Below are 25890 nucleotides of genomic sequence, written 5' to 3'. Positions count from 1 at the left end.
AATAGATATGAAAATTATTTTTCTCACTGGGGGAGTATATTCTTCCTTGGGGAAGGGAGTTATTCTCTCTTCCATAGGTAAAGTTTTACAGTTTGAAGGTTACAAGTGTAATGTTCTCAAGTTTGATCCTTATCTAAACTACAACTCTAAGTTTCTTTCTCCGTTGCAACACGGTGAAGTGTTTGTAACTAAAGATGGAGAGGAAACTGACTTAGATTTAGGTCACTATGAAAGATTCTTAGATATGGAGTTAAATTCTAATTCTTGCTTTACTACTGGAAAAATATTTCACAGACTACTTGAAAAGGAGAGAAGTGGTAAATATGATGGTAAAACTGTACAGATAGTTCCACACCTAGTCAATGAAATTCTTTCAACTTTAGATAATTTCAGAAACTCTGGTACTGAGATTCTCTTAATTGAGTTAGGAGGTACTGTTTTTGATTTAGAACAAAAACCTTTTATATTAGCTGCATCTCAATTAAAACAACGGCAAGAAGATGATCTAGCCTTTGTTCACTTGGCTCCGATGTTGCATCTAAGCCACAATAATGAAAAAAAGACCAAGCCTGTCCAACATTCTTTGGCTTTGTTAGGACAATTAGGTATTGTTCCCGACTTGCTAATTCTCAAGGGAGAAAAGGAAATTAGTGAAGCTGAACTTTCGAAAATAAGCTTTAATTTTCCTGCAATTCCTAAAGAAAATATTCTTTCTGCTCCCTACGCATTAGATATTTATGAAATTCCACTTCAACTTTATTTTTCTGAGAGATTATTTGAAAAAATCTCTCCTATTTTGAAACTTGATTTATCTTCCAGAAATATTGCAAAAGGGAAAAGATATTTAAAGGAATGAACAGACTTCAATGAACAAATTAAAGAAGTTAAGAAATATCACATTAAAGTGGCTATAGTTGGTAAATACTCTGATTCTCCGGAGTCTTACTATTCTATAATCCAATCTCTTAAATTTGCAGGCTACAAATTATCTGCAGATATTTCAATCAAAATTATTCACTCCTCTGACTTGACATCTCCAAAACAACTATCTAATTTTCAAGTAATTTGTGTCCCTCCAGGTTTTGGAAGCAAATCTCTGAGTGGTATTTTTCTTGCAATTAAATATGCTAGAGAAAACAAGATACCTTTCCTAGGTATCTGTTTTGGAATGCAACTGGCTGTTATTGAATATTTCAGAAATGTCTTAAATCTTCTAGGGGCTGACAGTGTTGAGCTGAACCCAAACACAACATTTCCTGTTTTTGTCCCGTGAAAAGAAAATATGGATATGAGACTTGGAAATAGAACAATCAAATTGGAAGGGTTCAGTAAGATGCATCAGATTTATGGTACTTTAGAAAAAGAGGCTAGACATAGAAATAAATATGTTCTGAATTTGAAACTTGCTAAAGAAAAATTGGTTAATGACAAGGAATTAATTTTTTCTGCATATGAAGGGGATATTGTAGAGGCAATAGAACTCAAAAATCATCCATTCTTCATTGCAGTTCAATATCACCCAGAATTCAATTCAAGACCAAATAATCCTGAAAAACTTTTTGTCTCACTAATTCAAAAAGCTATTGATAAACACCATTAGTTACACAACTTTTTCTCAATTTCACTAATTTTGAAAGAAGAAAAAGTAATCAAAATTCTTAAAAAACCTAAGGGAACTAGAGCTCTCTTTGAGGAGGAAATAAATAAAAGAGAATTTCTTGTTCAAAAGTTAAGTTATTGAGCAAGATCTATTGGATTCAAGAAAATTCAAACTCCAACTTTTGAAAGAAGTTCTATTTTTTTGGACTCCAATAATCCCGAAGGAGAGATTCTAAAAAAAGAATTATTCTTTCTGAAAAATGAAGATTATGTATTAAAGCCAGAGGAAACTGCTATTGTTGCTCGAACAATAGCTTCAGAAAAATTATTATCCTGTAACCCTTCTCCACTGAAATTCTTTTATTCTTCACAATGTTTTAGGCACGAAAGGCCACAGAATCAAAGATTCAGAGAATTCACTCAATTTGGATTAGAAATAATTAAGGCTAGTTCTCTAGCTTATGAAGTTGAACTTATATATATGTTGGACTCTTTTTTTAAAAATACTCTTAATTTAGGACTACTAAAGTTAAGAGTCAACTTTCTCTCAAATAAAGAGACTAGGAGAAAGTGAACCAAAGAACTTACTAAATACTTCTTAAAAAATAATGAAGGTTTAAGTAATAATTCACTAGAAAGAATCAAAAATAATCCAATAAGAATATTGGATGATGAAAAAGATTCTTTGCTAGATATAGTAAAAAAAGCTCCTAAAATTCAACAATTCTTAAGTGAGGAAGAGTTGGAGAGAATAAAGAAAATAAAAAGATTCTTAAGTGAACTGGGAGTTGATTACACTTGAGATGAAACTCTAGTTAGAGGTTTGGATTACTACACTGGAATTGTGTTTGAGTGGAATTATAGAGGTCTAGGAGTTGCGGGAGGGGGGAGATATGATGAATTGTTTAATAAATTCAGTCATTTATCAAAAGACTTAAAAGATGTTCCTTCAGTTGGATTGGCTATTGGAATTGAAAGGTTAATTCACTCGCTCGAGAAATCAGAATATGAATGACCAACTCAACCTAATAAAAAAGTCTATTTATGTAATTTATTCCCAGAAGTTGAATCCAAAATTATTGAGTTAATAAAAAAATTAAGAGATAATGACTTAGAGGTTGAGTCAAACTGAGAGTTGAAAGACTTGAAGTCTCACTTTAAGTTCTCTGAAAAACAAAACATAAAGTGGTTATTGATTTACGGAGCTAAAGAAAAAGAAAACAATGAAATTATTTTGAAAGAACAAAATAAAAGCTTTCAAATTTCTTTTCCTTTAAGTAAAGATGAGGATCTGATTCGAGAGTTACAAAACTTAGTTGAACATTAAATCTAATTGCTCTCGGAAAGAGTTTTAATTTCCAAACTTCCTGAATTTCTCTCACAAAAAGTTGTTATTGCAGGATTTTTAGAGAGAATTAAGAAATTTAAAAACCTAACTGTCTTAGTTGTCAGAGATTGTAGCGATTGAATCTCAGTTAATTTCTCTCTAGATAAATTGGAACCTAACTGTTTAGCTAGAGAGAGTGTAGTCTTAATTCAGGGAATTCCAAAAATCTCAGAAAACAGGAGTGTACTAGAAATGGAGGGAGAAAAATTAAAGTTAATCTCCAAAGCTAAGACTATTCCTATTGATCTGAATGAAGAGAGAGTCAGTGAAGAAAAATATAGAATGCGATACAGATATCTTGATCTAAGGAGAAAATCTTTACAGAAAAATCTTTCTTTCAGTTCAAAAGCAAAATTAATTACATTTGAATACTTAAGCTCTTTGGGTTTCACAGAAGTTAATACACCCATATTATCTTTTCCGGCAAAAGAAGGTGCCAACACCTTCTCTACATTGATTAATGATCAAGTAAAAGAAAGTTTTACTTTAGCTCAATCTCCTCAAATTTATAAGCAGTTATTAATGATTTCAGGATTTGAATCTTATTTTCAATTTTCTAGAAATTTCAGAGCTGAAAAATTAAGGGAAGATAGGCAATATGAATTCACTCAATTGGATATTGAAATATCTTTTTCTACATCTAAAAAATTATTTGAAATAATTGAAAACTTATTAATACTTCTAATAGATAAACTTTTAGGAGTTAAATTAGAAAATCAGGATTTTCAAACTTTAAGTCTTTCAGATTCTCTTCAAAAATACGGAACAGATAAACCTGATTTGAGAAATCCTTTAATTATTCAAAGATGAGAATCTAGGGATTCTCACTCACAAATTTATCACTATATAAAGTTTCAAGGGGTTAAAATAGAACCCACACAACTCTCATCTCTGTTGAGTCCAAAAATCAAGTACATATTTAAGGGAGATGATTTGGAATTAGGTGGAGAATTAGATGATTTAATAGATGAATTCATCAATTCCCTAAACTTAAAGCCAAATTCCCATGTTTTCTACATAACAAGTTCTTTAAGAGAAGATAAAAAGCCCTTGTATCTTCTGGGTTCATTGAGAAATAAGCTTTTTAAATTTGGATTAACTGATTCAGATAAAAACAAACCTTACAAGTTTGTTTGAATAGTTGATTGAAATTATTTTGAAAAAAACAAAGATGGTGAATTAGTCACAACACACCATCCATTTACTATGCCAATCAAAGAGTCTGAAAATATTTTTGATTGAAAATCTACTGGTTATGACTTGGTTTTGAATGGTGCCGAGATTGCTTCTGGTTCTGAGAGAATTACAGATTCTCAACTACAAAAGGAAATATTTAAACTATTGGGTCATTCAGAAGAATCTATTAACCACGATTTAGGTTGATTCATTCAGGCTTTAGAGTTCGGAACTCCTCCACATTTAGGTATTGCAATTGGTTGAGAAAGATTAATAAAAGAACTGTTAAATCTTCCAAGCATTAGAGATGCAATTGCTTTTCCTAAGAATTCACACGGAATTTGTTCAATGTCCTCCCTAAAGTCTTCTTAATTTCTTCTAAAAACCAATAACTCAACAAGAGACAAATTTTTCTTCTTTCACTACCGACCAGAAAAAGGAATTTTTTAAAAAGATTGAAGAGAAATGAATTGGAACGTGAAAAGAAGAAAAAACTTACTCTTTTGAGGATGATTTAACTAAGCCTAAATACTACATACTAGATATGTTTCCCTACCCTTCTGGGGCAGGGCTTCATATAGGGCATGTAAAAGGTTACCTAGCTACAGATATTATTGCTAGATACAAAAAAATGAAGGGATTTTCTGTTTTGCATCCAATAGGTTGAGATGCTTTTGGGCTCCCCGCAGAACAATTTGCAAATTTAAACAAAAAACCACCACAAGAATTCACGCTTCAAAATATCAATAACTTTAGAAGGGAATTAAATTCCCTATTTTTTAGTTATGATCCTGAATTGGAAATAAATAGTACTGATCCAGAGTACTACAAAATTACACAGTGAATTTTTATTCAACTCTATAAAAAAGGTTTAGCTAGTTTAGAAGAGAGAAAAGTTAATTGAGTTGATGAATTACAAACTGTTCTTGCTAATGAAGAAATTTATCAAGGTTCAGATGGTAATTTTTACTCAGAAAGGGGGGATCACTTAGTCAAGCAAAAAAAACTTACTCAATGAGTCTTAAAAATTACTAATTATGCAGAAGAGCTAAATTCTTCTCTTTCAAAATTAAACTGACCTGAAAAAATAAAAGCTATTCAATCCGAGTGAATTGGAGAGCGCGAGGCCTACCAAATTGAAATAAATATCAAAGGTAAAACTTTTTATCACTATGAAACTGATTTAGACAAAGTGAGATCCATATCTGGCTTTCAAATAAATCAAGAATCTGAAATTTATAGTCTCTTGGATTTGAAGGAAATTCCGAAAGATAGAGAGGTTTTGTTTCACTACTATGACACTCAAACTATTCAAAAAATTCCATTTAAATTCACAACTTCAAATCTAAATTCTGAGAATCAATTAGAGCCAATTTATGAAGACTGAATTGGTGACAAAAAAATTCCTTCTTTTTTTAATTGAAAGATTCTTCCGAAAGTTAAAAGATTTAAATTACAAGATTGAGTCTTCTCGAGACAAAGATATTGGGGAGAGCCTATTCCAATTTACTATGACTCAAGTGACAATTTCTATATAGAAGATAATCTTCCTCTTAAACTCCCAGAATATAAACCGATAATAGTTAAATCTTCAAACAAAACTTCTCCATTGGAATACTATGAAGATTGAATTTATTGAAAACAGGGTTTTAGAAGAGATGCTAACACCATGCCAAATTGAGCTGCCTCTTCTTGATACTATTTAGCCTATCTTATCAAGAAAAATAATCATTATCTTCCCATTGATAGTGAAGAAGCGAAGCGAAAAATAGAAAGATGAATGCCCGTAGATCTTTATATTGGGGGACAAGAACATGCAACTATGCATTTGCTATATGCCAGATTCTGATATAAAGTTCTTTATTCAGTTCTTGGTTTGCAAATAGATTCTGGAGATGAGCCTTTTTATACTCTCAAAAATCAGGGAATGATCTTGGGGGAAGATGGGAAAAAAATGTCTAAATCTAAAAATAACTATGTTTCAATCTCCTCTCTACTGCAAGAATGGGGAGGAGATGTTATTAGACTAAGTGTGGCTTTTTTAGGGCCTTTGGAGTTAACTCAATATTGAGATAGTAGACAACTACCAGTATTTCAACAATGAATTGAAAAACTCTACAAATATTTTTTAGATATTAAAGGGGTTTTGAGCTCTAAGGAGTTAAATCCAACTAAAAAACTTTCTCAATTCTTATCTAAAGTTGAATACAATATTCAAGCTTTTAAATTCAATGTTTTAGTTTCTGAATTAATGGTATTTTTTAAATATCTCCAGAGGGGTGAACCAAAAAATTGACTAGAACATTCTGCCTTAATTCAAATGATTAGTTTGATTGCTCCAAGTATTGCAGAAGAGATCTGAAGAAATCTTTTAAAACAACCCAACTCTCTTTATTTTTCAAGTTGACCACAAATTTCTGAGAAAAATTTTTCAGAAGAGTTCGCTAATTATTCAGTTCAACTTAATGGAAAACACAAAATTATGGTAAGGCTTCCAATTAACTTAAAGACTGAGGAACAAATCTTTAGTCACTTCAAGTCTTTGCCTGAATACCTACAAGTTTTAAGGGAAAATAAATTAAAAAGATATGTAATTATTTCAGGAAAGGTAATTAATTTAATTACTTAAATTTGAAATTTAAAAATTATTCCTATCCTGAAGATTTTTATTTTGCAAATAATCAAATTTTCTTAACTAAATTAGGCAGACAAAAGTCTGCCAAATATAAGAGAAAAATTACAGGATCCAGAATTGCGGCTGTTATTGGAAGGAATAAATATAAATCTCCTTTTCAATGTTGATGCGAAATGTTAGGTTTTGTGGAAATGGAAATTGAACCCTTCTTTGCGGAAGCGGGGGTAGTGATAGAAAAAGTCTTGCTAAGATATGCTGAAAAGGAATTAAACAAAAAGTTTACTTCATATAACAGCAAAGAAGTAGGATATGATATTTTTCCGGACAATGAAATATTTGGGGGAATTCCAGATGGTGAAGAAATCACAGGAGATTCCGTTCAAACAATACTTGAAATAAAGACTACTCCGCTAGACAAGTATTGTTATACATTTGAAGAAAATGAGTTAAGACTGGTAAGAGATAATTTTGGAAAACCAATAATCAAAGAGCTTAAGGGAAATATACATAAGTGATTTTCAATTGAAACTAAAGAATTGCAAATTCCAGAAGAATATCAATTTCAATTGGCTTTGTATCTTTACTTAAGAAATATTGAAAAAGGTTATTTTTGCATAGCCTTCTTAAATAAAAATCACTATCTAAAGCCTGATAATTTCAACCCAAATGCAAAAGAAGAATGGAGTAAGGAAAATCCACAAATGATAGTCATTGACGAAATGAAGATTAATTTAGGTTCTTTTCAAGAAGTAATTGACTACTCAAAAGAGTGGTATCAAAAATATATTATTGGCGGGATTAGTCCTCCTTTGACTCCCCAAGATTTAAATTGAATAAGATTTGGATTTCCCTCTCTTTAGTTTTCGCTAACTATTTCTCAATTAGTAGAAGTAAAAACTCACAGTAAGGTATTAGAAGATTTTGGAGAAAGATTTCTCCAAAAAATTCAACAATACCAAAATATTTCATTATTCCTACACTTAAAACCAGATTTTGATGCCTATGCTTCTGCATTCACTATTTATCAGTGAATTAGCATTAATTTTCCATCAAAAAAAGTTGTTGCTTGAATTCTCCCAGAATCTTTAACTCAAAATGAAAAGGAACTTTTTGATTGAAATGGAGAAATAGCCACTGAATTCACTAATCAAGAGCTAAAACAAAGTTTAGGAATAGTTTTAGATACTCCCAATGAAGAGAGAATCTTAACTCAAAAACATATTTACTGTCAAGAATTAATTGTCATAGATCACCATCCAAAAATTAATTCTTTTGCCCAGTTGGAATTTATAAATCACCTTTATTCTTCCACTGCGGAAATACTAGTAGAATTATTACTTTATTTTGAATCCAACTATGGATATGCCTTTACTCCCCAAATGTCCCAATATCTCTACGCAGGAATAATCACTGATACTAATCACCTTAAAACACACATAACACCATCCACCCATTACTTTCTCTGAAAGCTCTTAAGTAAGGGAATAAGAAGAAAAGCTATTAATGAATTGATTATTGAAAATAGTCTAAATAAAAGACTTTTTGATCAAGAGGTAATCAGAAATATAAAAATAACACCTAATGGTTTAGCCTTTTCAATAGTTAGTGCAAAACTATTGAAAAAATATTCAATTCAAGATTATGTATCTGCAATATCTAACCTTGAAAATATCTCAGGTATAGAAATTTGAGTTATTTTTATTGAAGATAAATTTCTTAAAAAATGGAAATGTTCCATTAGATCTAAAAGACTTCCAATAGATAAAATGGCCGCTCGACTTGGAGGTGGGGGACATAAACTAATTGCATCTACTGTTTTGAAAAAAAAGAGAGAGTTCTGGGCTTCTTTGCTTCTTTTAGATGACTATTTAGTTAAATTTGGGTTTTCTGGATGTTCTGATTACGGAAAACTAGGATTTTCTTGAAAACTAACTTTATATAGATTGTGAATTTGCTGAAAACAATCTAATTAGACAGATAATATAAAATAGTGAGTTCTATAACGGAATAGTACTCAAGTGATTTAAGAGGGCAGCTTGGAGAGCTGTTAGATAGAGTCTTTCTCTATGCGGAGGTTTGAATCCTCTCTATTCCGCCATTTTATTAACGTTTAAATTTAGTTAAGATTTCTCCCTGTTAATTTGGGGGTGTAGTTCAATTGGCAGAACAGCAGTCTTCAAAACTGCGTGCTGTGGGTTCGAGTCCTGCCACCCCCGCCATAATAAATTAATCTGTCGTCGTCTCTCCTAGAAAGTCCATTTGTATTACTATTCTCATTTTTATTAACTAGTACAGGAGTACTTGCACTATCTTTCTTATTTTCTGAATCAATTAAGGGTGTACTTAACAGATTTAATTTATCTGAAAGATTTGTAGGTTCTAGTTTATTAGCTACTGGGACTTCGTTCCCAGAGGTAATAAATGCTATTACTGCTGGTATTTATGATAGAAGCAATTCAGATTTCAAATACTCAATTGACTCTTTCTATAACCTAACGGGAGCCAGCTTAATCCAGATAATCTTTTTATCTGGATTAGGCATTTGCCTTTACTTTTTAGTTAAAAGAAAAAGATTTACTGAGGGAGAATATAAGAGCTTTATTGAATCTATTTTTCAAAGTAAAACACTTCTGTGACTTTTGTTTACTGTGGAATTAGCAATTTTGCTAATTGCTGTTTCTTGGACTAGTCTATCTACGAAGATAAACATTGGTGCCTTAAGTCCTTTACCTTTTTTGTTTTTTATAGTTTGAATTTGTTACCTCACCTTTACTAAAAAAACTCAAGAAGATTTCAAAAATTACTCCAATATGTTTGACAAGTGAAGTAATTCCAAATTTCTTGGCATATTTGGCTTTATATTCGTCTGTTTTTCTGCACTATCATTTCTAAATTTCAATATTGTTACTAAATTTGAAAAAACATTTAATATTCCCAGAAATATAGGATTAGGGGCAATACTAAGTTTGGTAACTTCTTGTCCTGAATTCTTTTCTTTCTTTTTTCTATTTAAGTCAAGACATTTTGGATTGGCAAGTGCAGGAATCTTTGGTTCAGCTCTGTTTAATTTATTTCTACCCTCATTGACTCAATCAATTCAAGGGGGTTGATTTTTATCTAAATTAAGTACAGATTCAAATCTACAAAATTCTCTTGTTAGTTGAATAGGTCTATCCTTAGCTCTAAATATAGTATTTTTAATCTCCTTCTATAAAAACGAAAAGGGAAACTATATTTTGAACTTCCAATTTAAAAAGTGAAATGTTTCCTGAGATTGAGTCTTGATGATTAGCTATTTAACTTTTTCTTTCGTTGTTTTCCCTGTATTCTTGAAGGGATAAACAGCAAAAATGGCATAAATTGTGTTCTTCCTCTTCAAATTGTTCTTTAATTAATGATTCACAAGAGCAAAGACATCTTTGACATCTCGGCTTTTTAGTTAGTTCAAAACTAATTTCCTCATCCTGACTTTCTTCTATTTCTGCGACCATCAATAATCTTGTTAAATCTTCATTTTCAAAGTACTTAATTTTTTTCTTAGGCAAAAATACTTTTTGTTCTTTCAAGAGTTGAAGCTTCTCTCCAGAAGATTTATTGTCCATCTGCTTTTCTCATTGACTAAGAATTTCACTTCTTAATTGAAAGAAATAATTTCATTTTTCAAATTCCGCTTCTCCCATTAAATTCTTTTTTTTAGGAAGATTTCAATCTTCTAGAAAAATGGACAATTGTTTATTTGGAATATCCAAAAATCGGTAAACTTCCTCCGCAGTTTGAGGGATAAATATAGAAAAAAGAATTAAAGAATATTTAAAGATTGTTGAAATCACCTTTACTGATTCATTTCTATATATATCCTTTAAATCTCTGGAATATAAAGCTGATTTAACCAGCTCTAAATACCAACTGGAATAAAGTTCTAAAAATTCTTTGAATTTACTAATGACTTTGTAGAAATTAAATGAATTTAGTTCCACTTCAGCACTAATTAGAAGTTTTCAAAAATACAAATACATATATTGGTGTTCGGGGAATTGAAAATTTCAATCTGATAACTCAATTTCTCCTCAATGATTAGTTCCAATAATTCCAAGAGAAAACCTAAAAATAATATTTCTTATTCTCCTATAGTCTTGTTGAGAAATTGAAATCTTCTCTTCTCCAAAACTAATATCTTTGGAATAATTAACACTTGCTATTCAAAGTCTGAAAATATCTGCTCCAACTTTCTTGATTAACTCAACTGGATCTATTACATTGCCCTTGGATTTGGACATCTTTTCTTTGGAGGCATCCAAAACAAATCCATGGGAAACTATAGAAGAAAAGGGCAAACAATTATTACTGGCAATGGAAAGAATGGAGGAAGAATTAAATCAACCTCTAAGTTGATCTATTCCCTCTAAATAAACTATCGAACTCTCAGAGTGATTTATTAATTCTTCATCTCTTGAAAAAACAGAGCCGGAGTCAAACCAGACATCCAGAACATCATAAGATTTTGTAAACTCCTCCAAATTATCTTGTTCTCCAATGAAGTGAGAAATTGGTTTGGTATATCAAGCATCGACTCCCTCTTTAAGAAGAATGGAAACATTCTTTTTTAATTGATTGAGTCCCCCGAACTCTTTTCCATTCTTAAAAATAATTGGAATAGGAAGTCCTCAGGCTCGTTGTCTAGATATACATCATTCTTCTCTAGAAAATACTGTTTCTTTTAGTTTTGCAAAGAGCCAATCAGGATTAGAAAAAGTTTTCTCTGCAAAAGATTTGTTTAATTGGTTTTTCAGATCTTTTAAGTTCAAAAATCACTGTTCCGTAGCCCTATACAAAATTGGTTTTTTTGTTCTTCAATCTTTCCCGACTTTATGAGTTATTTTTTCTGTCCTGAGCAAAGAATGTGTTTTTTTTAAGAATTCAATAACTATTTGAGAGGCATCTTTATAAAATTTCCCTGAAATTTCCGAAAACTTAACTCCTTCTTCAAAAAATCCCTGATGATTAATCAAGCAATAAGGAGAAATATTATTTTTCTTGCAAATTAAATAATCTTCTGGGCCTAATCCTGGAGCTAAGTGCACAAAACCGCTTCCTTGACTTTCTAAAACAAAATCTGCAGAAAAAATAGGTTTTTTTTCTCCAGTTACATTATTTAGATATTGGGAATTCAATAAGTCTTTTGCAGAGATTTCTCGGATTATCTCAAAACTATTGCCCTCTCTGAGAAAAAAATTTTTTGAGGCAATATAAATTTTTCCAAAAACATCCCTAGCCAAAGAATATTGAAGTTCTGGGTTCAAGGCAATTGCTAAATTGCTTTCCAAGCTATATGGAGTTGTGGTTCAGAGTATTATCCTCGAACCTAATAATTGAGAATTGTTGGAATTAACTATTTCTCACGAGAAGTAAATGCTCTCGCATTCTACTTCTTCATATTCAATCTCTGATTCTGCTAAAGCTGTTTGGGAAGAATAAGATCAAGCAACTGGCTTATATTCTCTAATAATTAATCCTTTTTCTCAGAGTTTCAAAAAAAGGGAATACTCCCTTTCTATGAAATCTATATCAGAAGTTGAGTAGTAATTATTTAAAGGATGAATTAAATGAAGGCTTTTTAATTGAGAAAGTTGAAGATTTAATTGTGACTTGGCATAATTGAAAGCTTTTTCTCTTCTCTCTGGTAGAGATAATCTCTTAAAATCCTTGGTTTCTGTTTCCACTTTATGTTCTATTGGAAGGCCATGAACATCTCATCCAGGTAAAAATGGACTTTTAAAACCTGAAATATTCTTTCATCTGACTATGAAATCCTTCAAAATCTTATTAAGGGCATGTCCCATGTGAATAGCACCATTTGCATATGGCGGTCCATCAATAACTAAAAATAAAGATTTATTGGAATTTTTTTTAAGTCTAGACTCATAAACTTTTTCTCTAAGTCAAAATTGGGAATAATCAGCTTGTCTTTCAACTAAATTAGCTTTCATAGGAAAATCAGTTTTTGGTAATCGAAGTGTTTTTCTAAAAATAGACAAGGCAGAACTGATTTTTTAAATTAAATGTGAAAATTTAAAGTGGCACTAGTTCCATTAAATATTTAATTAATAATTGGCTAATAAAAGCAAAATATTCATTGTTTGCGGACCTAGTGGAGTTGGCAAAAAAACATTATTGTCACAACTCATTAAGATTGAAAAATTTAACTTAACTGTAAATATTTCACATACTACTAGAAGGCCTAGAGAGGGGGAGGAGCACGGAAAAGATTATTACTTTATTTCAAAAGAAGAATTTGAGGACTTAATAAAAAAAGATGGTTTTTTGGAACATGCTCATTTTTTTGGGCAATATTACGGAACTCTTTGGAAGAATTTCAAAGATTTGATCGATGCTGGAAAGAATATTATTCTAGAAATTGAAACAGATGGTTTCAATCAATTAAGAAGAAAATTAAGCGATTTTGTTTCTATTTTCATTTATCCCCCCTCCTTGGAGAACTTGAGAACTAGATTAGAGTCGAGAGAAACTGAGAAGCAACAAGAAATCAGAGAAAGATTGGAAAAAGGAGAAGAGGAAATAAAGGAGTTACCTTTATTTCAATATAAAGTTCTGAATGACTCTATTGAAAGAAGCTTGTCTGAATTAATTGGAATCTTCGATAGAGAATTAGGATTTTCACAGAAATAATTAAATTTCAAAAGTTAGTTTAGATAAAACATAACTAACCTTTTGAGTTTTTAGCAATATATGAAACCAGAAATAAAAGTAATTTTTTCAGACCTTGATGGAACTCTTTTATCTCCTAAAAAATACTCTTGAAAAAAAGTAAAGACTTACACTCTTTCAACTGTAAGCGCTTTTCTAGAAAATACTAACAATCAATTTATTTTGGCCACTGGAAGAAATTTAATTAGAGCGAAATCCATTGCTAATTGACTTGAAGACAGATTGGGGGGTTATAAAATCCCTTATCTTATTTGTTTAAATGGTGGTTTACTTTTTGACAATAGAGATGAAAAAATTATTCACCTCCAAACTTTTCAAACCACTCAATTACTTAAATTATTAAGTTTTTTGAAAAGACATTATTCTTTTGTTTTTTTAATAGTAGATTCGGAAAATCAAGTATTTGTAGAAAATAATTGGATTTCAAGAATGGTTGCAAAAAAATTTATCAAAAAATACAACGCAACTATAAGAATAAATACTACCGAAAACTACCAAAATGGATGGGAAAATATACAAAAAATAATTCTATTTACTTTTCATAAAAACTCAGCAAAGCTGAGAATCCTAATTGAATCCAAGTTTTCTGAATTTTATGTATCTATACATGGCCCTTGATTGCTGGAAATAATAGATAGAAAAGTTAATAAATTTTTTGCTATTCAAAAAATTAATGAAATTGAAGGTTGGAAATTAAGTGAATGTTGTGGAATTGGCAATGAACACAATGATCTATTAATGATTGAACAATGTGGTTTTGGAGTTGCAGTGGACTTTTCTCCTGAATTTACAACTTTTGGTTACAACTCCAATCTAATTAACCTACACACTACCAATAAACATGGTATTGCTGTTGCCAATGCTATTAATTATTTTTCTTAGTATTTAGAAACTTTGTTAAAGAAGTTAATTATTTGCGGAAGTAATAGTAAAAAATCTAAAAGTTTTGCTTTATCCGAGGTTCTTTCGAGAGAGCTTTTGACTTGGGCTATTTACTTAAATTCATCAGAAAATATTCCCCTTATTAGTAATGAAGTAATAGAGAAAAATGAATTTCCACCTACAATTTCTTTCTTAGTAGAAAAAATAAAAGAACACCAAATACTAATTTTTGTATTTCCGCAATACAACTACAATTTTTCAGGTTTTATGAAAAATGTGTTGGATTGGTGCAGTATAAGTTCAAGAAAAATATTTCACTCCAAGAGATTAATACTTGTAGGAGTTAGTCAAACAAAAATAGGAGAATCTGAATTTAAGCAAATTGTCTCATGAACTTTTAGCTCCTTAGGGGCGAGCCAAATAATCTTTTTAAATTACACCCCGAAAACCGAACAACAAGAAATTATTCAACAAATAAAAAAATATGTCTAACATTCTTCAGGCCTATTGTAGGCCTGCAGAATATATATACAATTTCAAACTATCCAAAGAGTTAAACCATAAGCAATTTAACTGAAATTCACTTCTCTCAAATAAGAAAGTTTTAATTCTACTTCTTTCACTCATATCTATTTCCCTAATATTTTTGAATCTTTCCAGAAATATTGAGAAATGAGATTTAGAGCAAATACTATCTCCTTTTTTTGGTTTTAGAGCTCCAGCACAAGGCGGAAAAGAAACAGAAGGTATTGGCTTTTTGTCATATCAAAGAATCTCCTGAATTCTCATTGCCTCTGCTATTGCAGCAACTTTATTGGCAATTTCAGGAAATATTTCTCAATCCTTACTGCAAAATCCGCTGGCAGACAGTTCCACTTTAGGAATGATGGATGGAGCTGCATTTGGATTAATTATCTTAAAGGCTTTTTTAGGAGCCAGTATTGGAAATTATTACTGAGCTTATTTTGTAGTTTCATTATTCTTTTCATTTATTGTTTTCTCCTTAATACTGTTCCTATTTAACAGAAATCCTGTTTGAGAAAGGCAGAATTTCTGTACTATGTTGATACTTTTTGGATTGGTGCTAAATATTTTTTTTCGAACTGCTGTTCACCTAATAAAGGAATATAGTGAAGTATCTTTGAAAACATCATTTGCTTTGGCAATGGGAGGGGCTGAAAATATCTATGATTTATTTCCCTCCCAATATCCATTAATTCAAATTGCATTTCCAATTGCATTAATTCTCTTACTTTCAACTAGATTATTAGCAAAAAACTTAAATCTAGCAGAATTAGGTTTTGATCAAGCCTTTTCATTGGGAGTCAATGTAAAGTTACTGCAATTTATTGGTTACCTAATTATCTTGTGTTGTAACACTTTAACTATTAACTTAGTTGGAAATATTGCTTTTTTGGGCTTAATCAGCACGCATATCGCTAGAAAGGTTTTGAGAACCAGAAAATATGAACAAATAATTCCTGTTTCAACTATGATCTCTATTTGCTTATTGCTTTTAGCAATAACTATTAACTCTTTTGTACCTTATATTTCTAGTTCGAATTTAATTGTGGCTTTAGGTGCCACATTTCTACTATTTTTGATCAAGAAATAATGAAAGTCTGTTTTTCCTGTAATTTTTCACACTAATTGAGTAGGGCGGGAGCTCTACAAATTAGGGCACAAAATGAGCTTTCTAAGTGAATTTGTTTAGTTTTAGTTCTTTTATCAGCTTCTTTTTTTACTCTTTTCACATTCAATTGAAAATATGACTTTTCCTATAAAGCCTTAAATCCTAGATTATGGCAATACTTTTTAGCAATTTTCAGCGGAGGAGCATTAGGGGTATCGGGATTAATGTTACAAAAGTTAACCAAAAACCCATTGGCCGACATTTCTTTGCTGGGAATAGGGTCTCTAAATATCATTGCGATAAGCATTTTTATTTTCTTGAACTTTGATGGAGAAAAGTCTTCTCTTCCCTTTTTAAAGGCGGTCTTGCCAATAATTTCTTTGTTTGCATCTATTTTTGGTACTGCAATAGTTTATTGACTATCTAAGAAAAAGAAATCCTCTAAATCATTTGTAATTTCTGGAATTGTCTTCCAATTTCTTTGTGAAGCAATTAGTGTAGCTATTTTGAGTTTCATAACTCAAAACAAAGATAACTCACAACAAATATCTGTAGAAATTTCCAACTATAGTTATGGAAAACTTCCAGACATTAGTAATATTTCCATATTTCCTGAGTGAAGAATATCCACTATAGTTTCATTCTTGCTAATTGCAATCATCTCAATTACTATCTGAATTTTTAGAAGAGAACTAGAACTTATGGAAATTGGAGAGGATTATGCAACATCTCAGGGAATAAAAGTTCACAGGTTAAGAATTATGTTATTTGGAGCTATTGCTTTATTAGCTGGGATTGAAAGTGCTTTAGTTGGAACTATTTCACTGTTAGGAATAATAGCTCCCCATATTTCAATATTTCTGTTCGGCAATAAAGCATCTTCTAATGTAATAGCTAGCTTTATTATTGGAGCTTTACTGGTAGTTTTAGCTACTTTCTTATCAGTAAATCTAGCTCAAAATGTTCCTATTGGAATATTTTCGACTGCCATAATAACTCCAATTTTCTTGGTGTTATTACTTAAAAACAAAAATCTCTAATGAAATTCTTAACTTTATCTATTTGCTCTTTAGGCTGTATAACTTCTGGAATTGGTTTGAATCAGATTACTCAACAAATTCAATCAAACTTTCAAACACTTAAGCAAGATGAATTTATGAAAACAACATCACCGTCTGACTTCAGCTCTTGAAATTTAATTTACTCTTCAGGAAGTCTCTCTTATCTTAGAAAAACAATTAGTCAAATTCAACTAATGCCTGAACCAACTCTTGCGAAAATTGATTCTCAAGCGCAAAATTCAGGCTCAATGATTACTTCCTCCTTGGCATATCTCCCCAAACTAAAGAATTTATTGAATTCTTTCTTTAAGGACTTAGATTGAAAAACTCTAATTGAACCGGAAACAATAAATTCAGGAGAACAAGAGCAACAGCAGCAAATCTACCAACATTTTGCTCCATTTAAAGAAAAATTCTTTTCTTTTAACAATTGAATAGAAATAGGAATTTTTGGACTAATTATTGAATCAATATTTACTATTTCTCTAATTGCTTCAATATTTTTCATATTCCTAGATCGCAAATTAAATAAAAAAGAGAAGATTAAGTGGATTCTCTTTTACTCAATTACCAACATATTTGGATGAGCATACTTGCGTTTCCTTAGAGTTAAACTCCTAAGGCTAGCTGGAAAACAGATTTACAAACCACAAATTCAAAACAAATCCAATAGTTATCAATTTCTAAGTTCTGATAACTCTAAGTCAGAAATCGTATTATCCAATCTGAGCTTTTCTAAGGCAGACTACAAGATACTAAAGAATATTAACTTGAAATTGAAAAAGGGTGAATTCTATTCCATCATAGGACCCAATGGGGCTGGAAAAACAACTTTATTGAAAAACATTGGAGGAATTTTGGAATCAAGTTCAGGAAAAGTTCAAGTAGGTGGAAAGCCAATTCAATTAATACCAAGAAAATCTCTATGGCAAAGAGTTGTATATATTCCTCAGGAGTTGGAAATTCAACCAGATACTCCTATTTATGATTTCTTACTCTATTCCAGATTTATTTTTCTGAAAAGAACTCAAAAGGCAACTGCAGAAGATCACCTCAAAGTATTGGAGGCAATGAAAAAGTGTGGACTAGAAGATTTTCGATATTCTAGAATGGGAGAACTGTCTGGAGGGCAGAGACAAAAAGTTATTTTGGCTAGCATAATGATCAAAGAAGCTGAAATAATTCTCTTGGATGAGCCGACAACACACTTAGATATAGAAAACAAAATTTTTTTAATTTCCTTCTTTAAAGAATTGAAAGATTCCAAAAAAATTGTTATTGCCAACCTTCACAATTTTGCAGAAATATCTCAATTATCTTCCCAGATAATTGCAATTAAAAATGGAATATTGCAAAAATTTTCTAAGACAGGAAAAGTTTTAAAGCCGAAATTCTTAAATGAACTCTATGATTTAGATCTTTCTGAAAGCAAGTGAGAAAGAATATTAAATTCCTCTCTAATTGGCTATTAAACTTTACTTTTCACTTCTTTTAAATTCTTGGAGAAATTTTCCATTTAAATTAAGTCTCAAATGGGCCACAGTGACCCATTGATCAATTGCCAGTTTATTTCTAATTTGATTATCTTTCAATTATTTAAGCTCTTTTTCTCTCCCTTCTTTTGGATTTATTGAAAGATGAAAGATCTTTTTCTTAGTAATTATTGGATTACTTTTTTTATTCAAAATTATCTTTCTTCTAAAAATCTATACCTCCAACTTAAATATCAGCAATTTATTTAAGTTCTTTTTTTGAATAGAGGGCTTACTAAATCCATTGGGATTAGTTTTTATGAAATATGCTATTCAATCATTACCAGTTAAATCATGAGATCAAATGAATCAAAATTCTTTAGAAATAAACTTCAAAACTCCATTATTAAAAACTGCATTCCCTGAAATTTCTCTTTCTAGTTCTAAAAAACTATTAGTAATCTCAAATCTATCTTTTTCTTATAAAACTTTTTCTTCAGCTTTTTACCCAATATATAAATTCCTTGCTAAGAGGGAAAAAATATCTCAAAAGTGATCTAAATATCTTGCCAATAAAAACAAGGAAAAATTAATCCAATCTATTAATTTAAGCTTGATGTCTAAAAAATTTATTGCTGTAGTGGGTAGAAATGGTTCTGGAAAAAGTACTATAGCAAAAATAATTGTGAATTTGTTATCAAATTATGAAGGACAAGTCTATTGAATAGGTAAAAATTTACAAGACATCTCCATTAAATCCTTTGCCAGAAATGTTGCATATATACCGCAACATTCAATTATGTATCAAGATATTTCATTGTTTGACTTTATTTCTGTAGGTTTTGCTCCTAGCGAAGGATTAATAACTTCAAAGTTCTCCAAAGAAGAGAAAGAAAAAAGAATTTATTCAATCATTCAGGAATTAGGGCTTGAAAAAGAATCTGGCAAATCTCTCAATGCCCTCTCTGGAGGGAATAGACAAAAGGCAATAATTGCCAGATCTATAGCCCAAGGAACAAAAATTATTGTGTTAGATGAACCTCTTAACTTCTTGGATATTAAAAGTCGAATAATGGTTTTGGATTACTTAAAGTTTTTACAAACTGAAAGGGGAGTGACCATTATTATGATTCATCACGATATAGAACAAATTAGAGAATATCTAGATGAAGTGGTAATAATTGATCAAGGATTTTTAGAGGCACACCTAAGACTAAACCTTAACTCTAAGTAATTAAATAGCTATTGTTTTAAATTGAAATCTTCTTTACTCAAATAGGTGTTAGGTCAAATTTAGACAAAATGGAAGACATTTTTGTTGATTGATCTAATATAAATGTTTGTTCTGTAAATGTAACTTCTGCAATTCTTTTAGGTATTTGTTTTTCAACTATTTGTTCGACATTTTTCAAATTAGGATTTTTCTTTAACATGCTTTCTTTAAGTACTTCACTCTCTTTGCTGATTCATTCTTGAGTTACATCATCTTTTGTCAAAAATAGAAAATCTGTTCCTGCCAAGTGAATGATTAGTCTTCTTATTTCCTTTAAGTCTTGTTCATTAAAGTCTGACAATTTTTTAGAACCGGTTTTTAGAGTTAATGAGGCTGCTAATTTGAAGTTGTAGTGAGTATAAGACAAAGTGAAATAATCTGGTTTTCTAGGAGAAACTCAACATTCTCCCAACTTTATTTCTTCTTTAGTGATTGATGAAATAGAGGCAATCTTTTCATCAACAGTAATATTGTCTCTCGAAGACTTAATCATTAATAGTTCTGCCGGATCTATCGTAGAAGCAGAAAATTCTGACTGTTTTTGAAATTCTTTCAAAATCATATCACCTATTTCTCTTTGTAAAGATACAAAGGATTTTGAATTAGTTACAAAATCTGTTTGAGCTCTTAAGTGAACTATAGTTGAAAAAGAAAAATCTTTTGTTCCAACGGCCAAAAGTTTTCCTTCTGGTAACGCTTCGTCACCTTTATCACTTGTTTTTGTTTTTAAAATACTTTTTTTAAACAGAAGCTTTTTAGCTTCCTCAAAATTATTATTCGCTTCTTCTAAAGCCTTAATGCAAGAGGAAAAGGGTGCTAAAGTTTCTTTTCTTAGTTTTGCTATTAATTCTTTATTAGACATAACTAAAAATTAAATTGATTGTAATAATCAAGGTACTTGAAAGCTAGGCTTTTAACTACCTTAGGTTTTTTTGTTGCCCCTCCGGCAACAATTTTTCCTCTCTTGTGATCGCAAGATAGAGAATTAAAAGTAATTAGTTTAGAGGGGAGTGGTTCTTTATTTGAGCCAATTAAACACTTAGTCAAAAAACAAAAAACAAATGCAGTAATTAGTGTTATTCCAACAGGATCTACGGGAGGAAAAGAATCTTTAAGTGACAAAAGTTCTGATTTAGCGCTAACTTCACTTTTGGATTCTAATGGAAGTAATAACGGTCGAAAGGAATTACAACTGGCAACGGACCCTATTTCTTTAGTTTTTAAGAAGGGATCTAAATGTAATCAGTTGAGTTTAACGAATGGTAATGGTGGACAAAATGGTCAAAATAACTCTGAATTTCTCAAGAAATTATTTGAGGAATCAAATAATGATTGCCAAAATCTAATTCTCTGAATGAGAGAGGGAGGGCAAGAGAGATCTAACATAAACAAGACAACAATAGATAAAGGTCAGACTTTAAAAATACAGGTACAAGAGGCTCCGGAAAATAACTTCTTAGCACTAGAGAAGTTCCTGAGAGAAAGTTATTTGGATTCTCTTATTTTTTTTCCCACCTCTTTTTATGAATTAAACAAAGATTTATTCTCTGATTATCAAACTATCAAATTGCAGGGTCAAAATGGCAAAGAACAACAATCTCCAAAATTACAAAAAGAACTCAACTTAGTTTTTAGTTCAAACGATATAGACCAAAAATCTGATCTAAAAGCATTTATTAAAAACATTCTCTTGGAAACTAAAGGATTACAAAATGATTTCAAATTAGTGCCTAAAAGTTATTGTTGTTGTTCCAAGGGAGATTCTACTCAATGTGGAAAAGAACATTGCCCGAATGGCGATTCTGAAAACTGTAAATCAGAAGATATTGAGAAAATTTTTAAGAAATAATAGCTCTTAGTTTGATTTTTTATTTTCTGAGATTGGTTGAAAAACACAAGCATATTGTGAAGGGCTCATTCTTTTTAATGGTTCTGGAGATTTTCCCTCTTCCTTTACTAAATCACTAAATTTTTCAAATAAACTTTTTGCCAATATCTCTTTGCTATCAGAATCTTCATAAGGAGTTCTGATGATTAATTGAACTTTTTCTCCAGAACCCAATCACTCTTTTGTTTTCTTAACTTTTCACTTAAGATCGTGCTCATCTATCTTTAACTTCAAAATAATAGATTTTTGCTTAGATGCAGACTTAACTTTTTCCTTTTTGGCAGATTGATTAACAAGTTTTGTCTGCTCTCTAAGAAATAATTCGTAATCTAGTAATTTAACTACTGGCGGATTCGCCTTATTGTTAATTAATACTAAATCTAATTGTTTTTGTTTGGCAATGGAAAACATTTCTTCTCTGTTAACAATTGCTGAAATTCCATTTTCCTCTACAAGTCTAAAAGAATCTCCCTGTATTTCTTCGTTTAGTAGGTGATTTTTAGAGTTTTTAATAGTCCTTGCTAAATTTTTCCAAAAACAAAACTAATAGTTTAATCTAAATATAGGCTCTTATGGTGGAATAGGCAGACACGGTAGCCTCAAGAGCTACTGATATTTGATATCGTCCCAGTTCGACTCTGGGTAAGAGCACCAATTTATTGTTTAATCGTAACTGTCTTCATCATCTTCAGATTCTGGATTCAAAACAGTAGTTCTTTCTATATCTTCATCTAGGTTCACCTCTTCTGTTTCAGGTGCTTCATCTTCAGTTGCAGGTTCAGTATCCATTAAACCTTCTGCTTCTTGTGTTTCAACAACCACTTCCTTTTTCTTTCTAGGCCCTCTCTTTCTGCCTGTTGTCTTAGCATCTGCCTTATCTTTTGAATCTCCTTCAGCATCTTCGGGATCGCTGTATTTATTAACATCTTGTGCTCTTTTACCAATTTCTCTTAAGTATTCTGTGTAATCCATAAACTCTCTCAACCTTCATTGGTGTGTACCTACATAAACAAACCTAGGATCTATTAAAAGCTCAGTATAGAAGGCTCCAATTCAATTCTCTATACTATCTTTCCTAAAGTCCTTAGCCTTAGATCAAGTCTTTGCCCACAAGGCAGCAAAATTAAAACTATCTTTACCAAAACTTTCTTTTGCTGTGTCATAAGCAATATCCATTAATTCTCTCGCGCTGTGCTTCATAAAAAAATTAAATCTAACTTAAAGTTTGCTCATTTCTAACTTTAAATTCTATTCATTGATTTTGAAGATTTTTTGTGATTAATACAAAACGTGTTGTTTCCTTTTTTGTCTCCGGCAATATTAATTCCACCTGCTTAAATTCCTTGCTCTCTCAATCTAAATAATCTAAAGTTTGTGTTCTGCTAATTTCATCCGATTCTGAAATTAGAGAAAAAATCTCTGTAATTAAAACAATGTCTTTTTCTAGTTCGGAAGAATTATTTGCAAACTTTTGAAAATTTACTAATTCCTCTGTCTTCATTCTCAATAAGATATGCTGGCTTTCTTCAGGATATCCTTTGAAAAGCAATAACAAAGAATATAAGGTTTTTGAACCCGAACTATCTTTTTCTAAGTCCAAAAATAGTTCATTAACTCTAGACAACAAACTGCAATCATTTAATTTCAGAAATTCTGAGATCTTTCACTTTTGAGGTTCTTCAAAAAACAATGGAAAGACTAAATCATAAAAACTATTTCTATTGAATTTGTTACTCTTAAAAATCTTTTTTCATTCCCTAAGAATCGCTAGTATCATCACCTGATATGAAAATGCAGATAAGTTTCCATAAATCTCCTTATGCATATAATCCCTAGACAATAACAAAGAACATCTTTGATAATTAGTTTTTTCAAGAAAGCAAAGCTTTCTTTTTCCATTAAGTTTCATTAATCTAGTCCACTTAATAATTAAGTTCGGATCTATTGAGAGAGTAAAGCTACCGCAAAAGTATTTATCTCTTAATAGATAGTCAAGTCTATCTACATCTATTTTGGAAGATATTAATTCCTCTATTCACTCTCTACCACTTTCTTTTGAGAGAATCTTGACTATCTCTTCTGGAAAAAAACTATCTTCTTTTCCATAAACCTTAGATCTTTCCACTAACAACTTATATAGTTTTGAATTTTGATTCAAAATAAGTTGTTTAGTCATTTGTTCATGAGAAAAATCTGGTAAAAATTGCTCAAAAAAATGTGAAAAAGGTCCATGGCCGATATCATGAAGCAAAGCGGAACATAAACATAAATCAATTTCCAATTGGTCTTCGTTAGCACTTAAATCACCTAAAGAGAGAAAGTGATTAATGAACTTAGAAGTTAAGGCATAAACACCTAGAGAGTGCGAGAGCCTTGTGTGAGTTGCTCCTGGAAAATTCTCTTTTAAAAAACCCAATTGACTAATTTCTCCTAACCTTTGAAATTCAACTGTATTCAGAAGAGAATACAGTCAAAAAGAACTTCCCTCAAATGTTATTTCTCCATGTATAGGATCTTTAATAAAAGGCCAACCCCCTGCCCTTGGGAGCTCTAAATGTATTTTTGAAAATCAGCGAGACACTTTGTATTTGAAGGACTAAAACTACTAAAAACTAATTTGAAATTTTTCTAATTATTTCTGAAAAATAAATTACTTTCTAGTACTTTTAGAGATTAATTAACTAAAACAAAAATTCTATTTTTTAGTTGAAGAATTGTCTGAAAGGGTCATATCATTTCTTGAAACTTTTTTGGTTCAAGTTGAAGGGGTTTGTGGTTGTGTTTTGGGATTTGGACATGTCAAAGAGTAGTTGGCAGGGCTTCCATTATCTCCGGTTAACTTACAGCTAGAGGTGGAAAAGTCAGAACCTTTTCATTCTTTTCACAGAGAGGCGAGTGAAGTGCTAGCTTCTCTTGGCAAATTCTCGTTGTCCCCATTTTCAAATTGCATTAAAATAGGTTGGGAATTGGAATGACCGATCTTCTGAGTTATTTTCACAACCTTTTTAGTTTCTTTTTCTTTTCATTTATAGCTAAATAGAAATAGTGAACTGTTGGAGGATTCTAAATTATTAGCACAGATAAATAGTCTATGTCCACCACTATCAGACAATCAGAAACATCCTTTAGTAGATTTGGTTTGTTGGCCTGATTGTACATCACCTATCATCTTCATTGCCTCCTCCATTGGATTGACAGAAGCTTTTGTCTCGACCGAAATTTTTTCTTGTTGTTTAATTTCTGCCCCCACCAGAGACATATTTTTTTATGCAAAAGAAAATGATAACGGGATAGTTGAAACTGCTCCTAATCCTCCGAATCATTTAAGACTTCTTACAAAAAGGCTACTCATTAAACTAATGAAACTTTACAAATATCTTTAAAAAGGAAAGATGGCTTAAAAACAACGATTTAAAACTATTAAAAGATAGTAAATTTAGGTCGGTTACCAAGTTAACTCCAAAACCTTAATTTTACTTTCTAGAGTTAAAAGCATTTTTATGAACAGTAATGTGACTTAATGGAATTTTTTGACTTCAATGAGGCTTTTCTGATACACCTGATGGATTATTGCATGTTAACTCATAATCTGTTCCGCCATTATCTTTCTTAGTTATTTTGCAATGACTTGGTAGAAATGTTGTATTTTTTCAATTCTTTTGGAGTCAAGCGAAATTGGATTTTAAATATGAAGGTACCTGTTCGCTTTTACCATTTGAAAATTTCATGGTAGCTGGTCATCTACTTGTATAAGTAATATCTACCACTTCATTTAATTTCCTATTTCTCCAAGAGTAGTGGAACAAAAATAAATTATCAAGTGTTTTCATATTTACACAAATTAAGAATTCTGAACCTTTTAACTGAGGCAGTATGAAACAACCTTTATCGTCCTTCCTGCCTTCCTCACTTTGTTTTTCTTCCATGATCTTTATTGCTTGTTTAATCGGATCTGATGGTTGACTTTCTCTAGTTAATGAAGAAACTTGACTATTTTTTCCTGCTAATGTGCCCCCCCAATGTAGAATCAATTTCTACATTTTTAAATACAAAACTTGATGATAAAGGTATCACAGCAATAGCGCCTAATCCCAAAAATGTCTTTACTCCTAATGAACTCATTGTTTTAATCGAAGTCTTGTAACTTAGATTTTAGAG

22 protein-coding genes, 2 tRNA genes and 1 pseudogene are annotated in these 25890 nt (G+C 31.0%); 18 read left to right on the top strand and 7 right to left on the bottom strand.

Annotation, left to right across the window (positions count from 1 at the left end; translation table 4 throughout):
* Window positions 1–7 precede the first annotated feature (7 nt).
* The 10 genes and pseudogenes from MR07_RS01125 to MR07_RS04690 all read left to right on the top strand — a co-directional run bounded on the left by MR07_RS01125 (window position 8) and on the right by MR07_RS04690 (window position 10138).
* Complete coding sequence (locus MR07_RS01125; RefSeq protein WP_024071031.1) at window positions 8–1600, top strand: CTP synthase; 1593 nt, start codon at window positions 8–10, stop codon at window positions 1598–1600.
* A gap of 30 nt (window positions 1601–1630) precedes the next feature.
* A complete protein-coding gene (gene hisS / locus MR07_RS01120; protein WP_235062733.1) occupies window positions 1631–2926 on the top strand; it encodes a histidine--tRNA ligase in 1296 nt (431 codons plus the stop codon).
* 6 nt (window positions 2927–2932) lie between these two features.
* Window positions 2933–4534 (top strand): amino acid--tRNA ligase-related protein, encoded by a 1602-nt coding sequence (locus MR07_RS01115; protein ID WP_024071029.1) that lies wholly within the window; start codon window positions 2933–2935, stop codon window positions 4532–4534.
* A gap of 172 nt (window positions 4535–4706) precedes the next feature.
* A complete protein-coding gene (locus MR07_RS01110; RefSeq protein WP_024071028.1) occupies window positions 4707–6791 on the top strand; it encodes a class I tRNA ligase family protein in 2085 nt (694 codons plus the stop codon).
* A 2-nt stretch (window positions 6792–6793) separates the two neighbouring features.
* On the top strand, window positions 6794–7657 hold the full coding sequence (locus tag MR07_RS01105; protein ID WP_024071027.1) for an MPN551 family DNA-binding protein: 864 nt from the start codon (window positions 6794–6796) through the stop codon (window positions 7655–7657).
* 12 nt (window positions 7658–7669) lie between these two features.
* Window positions 7670–8770: a DHH family phosphoesterase gene (locus tag MR07_RS01100; RefSeq protein WP_327084507.1), complete on the top strand. Its 1101-nt coding sequence runs from the start codon at window positions 7670–7672 to the stop codon at window positions 8768–8770.
* 31 nt (window positions 8771–8801) lie between these two features.
* Window positions 8802–8895 (top strand) — tRNA-Ser (locus MR07_RS04305).
* Window positions 8896–8940: 45 nt separating this feature from the next.
* Window positions 8941–9016 (top strand) — tRNA-Trp (locus MR07_RS01095).
* A gap of 6 nt (window positions 9017–9022) precedes the next feature.
* Window positions 9023–9361, top strand: a pseudogene (locus MR07_RS04695) (sodium:proton exchanger); the annotation flags it as partial.
* A gap of 99 nt (window positions 9362–9460) precedes the next feature.
* Entirely contained in the window at window positions 9461–10138 is a 678-nt protein-coding gene (locus MR07_RS04690) for a hypothetical protein (RefSeq protein ID WP_235062732.1), read from the top strand.
* Here MR07_RS04690 and ileS read toward each other — a convergent pair.
* Window positions 10094–12832 carry an isoleucine--tRNA ligase gene (gene ileS, locus MR07_RS01085; RefSeq protein ID WP_024071022.1) on the bottom strand — a complete coding sequence of 913 codons (2739 nt, stop codon included), beginning with the start codon at window positions 12830–12832 and terminating at the stop codon, window positions 10094–10096. The two genes, MR07_RS04690 and ileS, sit on opposite strands and share 45 nt — an antisense overlap.
* 73 nt (window positions 12833–12905) lie before the next feature.
* On the opposite strand from ileS, the gene gmk reads away from it, so the two are divergent.
* The 7 genes from gmk (at window position 12906) to MR07_RS01050 (ending at window position 19805) form a co-directional block, all read left to right on the top strand.
* Window positions 12906–13484 carry a guanylate kinase gene (gene gmk, locus MR07_RS01080; protein WP_024071021.1) on the top strand — a complete coding sequence of 193 codons (579 nt, stop codon included), beginning with the start codon at window positions 12906–12908 and terminating at the stop codon, window positions 13482–13484.
* A 60-nt stretch (window positions 13485–13544) separates the two neighbouring features.
* Window positions 13545–14405, top strand: coding sequence for an HAD-IIB family hydrolase (locus tag MR07_RS01075; protein WP_024071020.1), 861 nt, complete (start codon window positions 13545–13547; stop codon window positions 14403–14405).
* Window positions 14406–14417: 12 nt separating this feature from the next.
* The gene (locus tag MR07_RS01070) at window positions 14418–14897 is read left to right on the top strand and encodes an NAD(P)H-dependent oxidoreductase (protein WP_024071019.1); all 480 of its coding nucleotides are present in this window, start codon (window positions 14418–14420) and stop codon (window positions 14895–14897) included.
* The gene (locus tag MR07_RS01065; protein WP_024071018.1) at window positions 14890–16020 is read left to right on the top strand and encodes an iron chelate uptake ABC transporter family permease subunit; all 1131 of its coding nucleotides are present in this window, start codon (window positions 14890–14892) and stop codon (window positions 16018–16020) included. The genes MR07_RS01070 and MR07_RS01065 overlap by 8 nt, the downstream gene beginning before the upstream one ends.
* A gap of 35 nt (window positions 16021–16055) precedes the next feature.
* The gene (locus MR07_RS01060) at window positions 16056–17078 is read left to right on the top strand and encodes an iron ABC transporter permease (protein WP_024071017.1); all 1023 of its coding nucleotides are present in this window, start codon (window positions 16056–16058) and stop codon (window positions 17076–17078) included.
* On the top strand, window positions 17078–18571 hold the full coding sequence (locus MR07_RS01055) for an ABC transporter ATP-binding protein (protein WP_024071016.1): 1494 nt from the start codon (window positions 17078–17080) through the stop codon (window positions 18569–18571). The genes MR07_RS01060 and MR07_RS01055 overlap by 1 nt, the downstream gene beginning before the upstream one ends.
* Before the next feature lie 304 nt (window positions 18572–18875).
* Entirely contained in the window at window positions 18876–19805 is a 930-nt protein-coding gene (locus MR07_RS01050) for an ABC transporter ATP-binding protein (protein WP_235062731.1), read from the top strand.
* A 16-nt stretch (window positions 19806–19821) separates the two neighbouring features.
* Here the strand turns inward: MR07_RS01050 and tsf are convergent, their stop codons facing one another.
* Window positions 19822–20706, bottom strand: a complete 885-nt coding sequence (gene tsf / locus MR07_RS01045; RefSeq protein WP_043901154.1) for a translation elongation factor Ts — start codon at window positions 20704–20706, stop codon at window positions 19822–19824.
* 36 nt (window positions 20707–20742) lie between these two features.
* Between tsf and MR07_RS01040 the strand changes: the two genes are divergently transcribed.
* Window positions 20743–21693 carry a hypothetical protein gene (locus MR07_RS01040; RefSeq protein WP_024071013.1) on the top strand — a complete coding sequence of 317 codons (951 nt, stop codon included), beginning with the start codon at window positions 20743–20745 and terminating at the stop codon, window positions 21691–21693.
* 6 nt (window positions 21694–21699) lie between these two features.
* Here MR07_RS01040 and infC read toward each other — a convergent pair whose 3' ends face one another.
* From infC to MR07_RS01010, 5 genes are all read right to left on the bottom strand, one after another.
* Window positions 21700–22245: a translation initiation factor IF-3 gene (infC, locus tag MR07_RS01035; protein ID WP_084289605.1), complete on the bottom strand. Its 546-nt coding sequence runs from the start codon at window positions 22243–22245 to the stop codon at window positions 21700–21702.
* A gap of 150 nt (window positions 22246–22395) precedes the next feature.
* Window positions 22396–22932, bottom strand: a complete 537-nt coding sequence (gene rpoE, locus MR07_RS04490) for a DNA-directed RNA polymerase subunit delta (RefSeq protein WP_024071010.1) — start codon at window positions 22930–22932, stop codon at window positions 22396–22398.
* A 13-nt stretch (window positions 22933–22945) separates the two neighbouring features.
* A complete protein-coding gene (locus MR07_RS01020) occupies window positions 22946–24313 on the bottom strand; it encodes an HD domain-containing protein (protein WP_024071009.1) in 1368 nt (455 codons plus the stop codon).
* 114 nt (window positions 24314–24427) lie between these two features.
* Entirely contained in the window at window positions 24428–24991 is a 564-nt protein-coding gene (locus tag MR07_RS01015) for a hypothetical protein (RefSeq protein ID WP_024071008.1), read from the bottom strand.
* A gap of 214 nt (window positions 24992–25205) precedes the next feature.
* Complete coding sequence (locus tag MR07_RS01010; protein WP_024071007.1) at window positions 25206–25763, bottom strand: hypothetical protein; 558 nt, start codon at window positions 25761–25763, stop codon at window positions 25206–25208.
* Between the last annotated feature and the right edge of the window lie 127 nt (window positions 25764–25890).

Origin of the sequence: Mycoplasma ovis str. Michigan, assembly GCF_000508245.1 — a bacterium.
Taxonomy (GTDB): domain Bacteria; phylum Bacillota_I; class Bacilli_A; order Mycoplasmatales; family Mycoplasmoidaceae; genus Eperythrozoon_A; species Eperythrozoon_A ovis.
The sequence above is the reverse complement of the archived record's forward strand: the minus strand, read 5'-3'. Positions and strand labels throughout refer to the sequence as shown.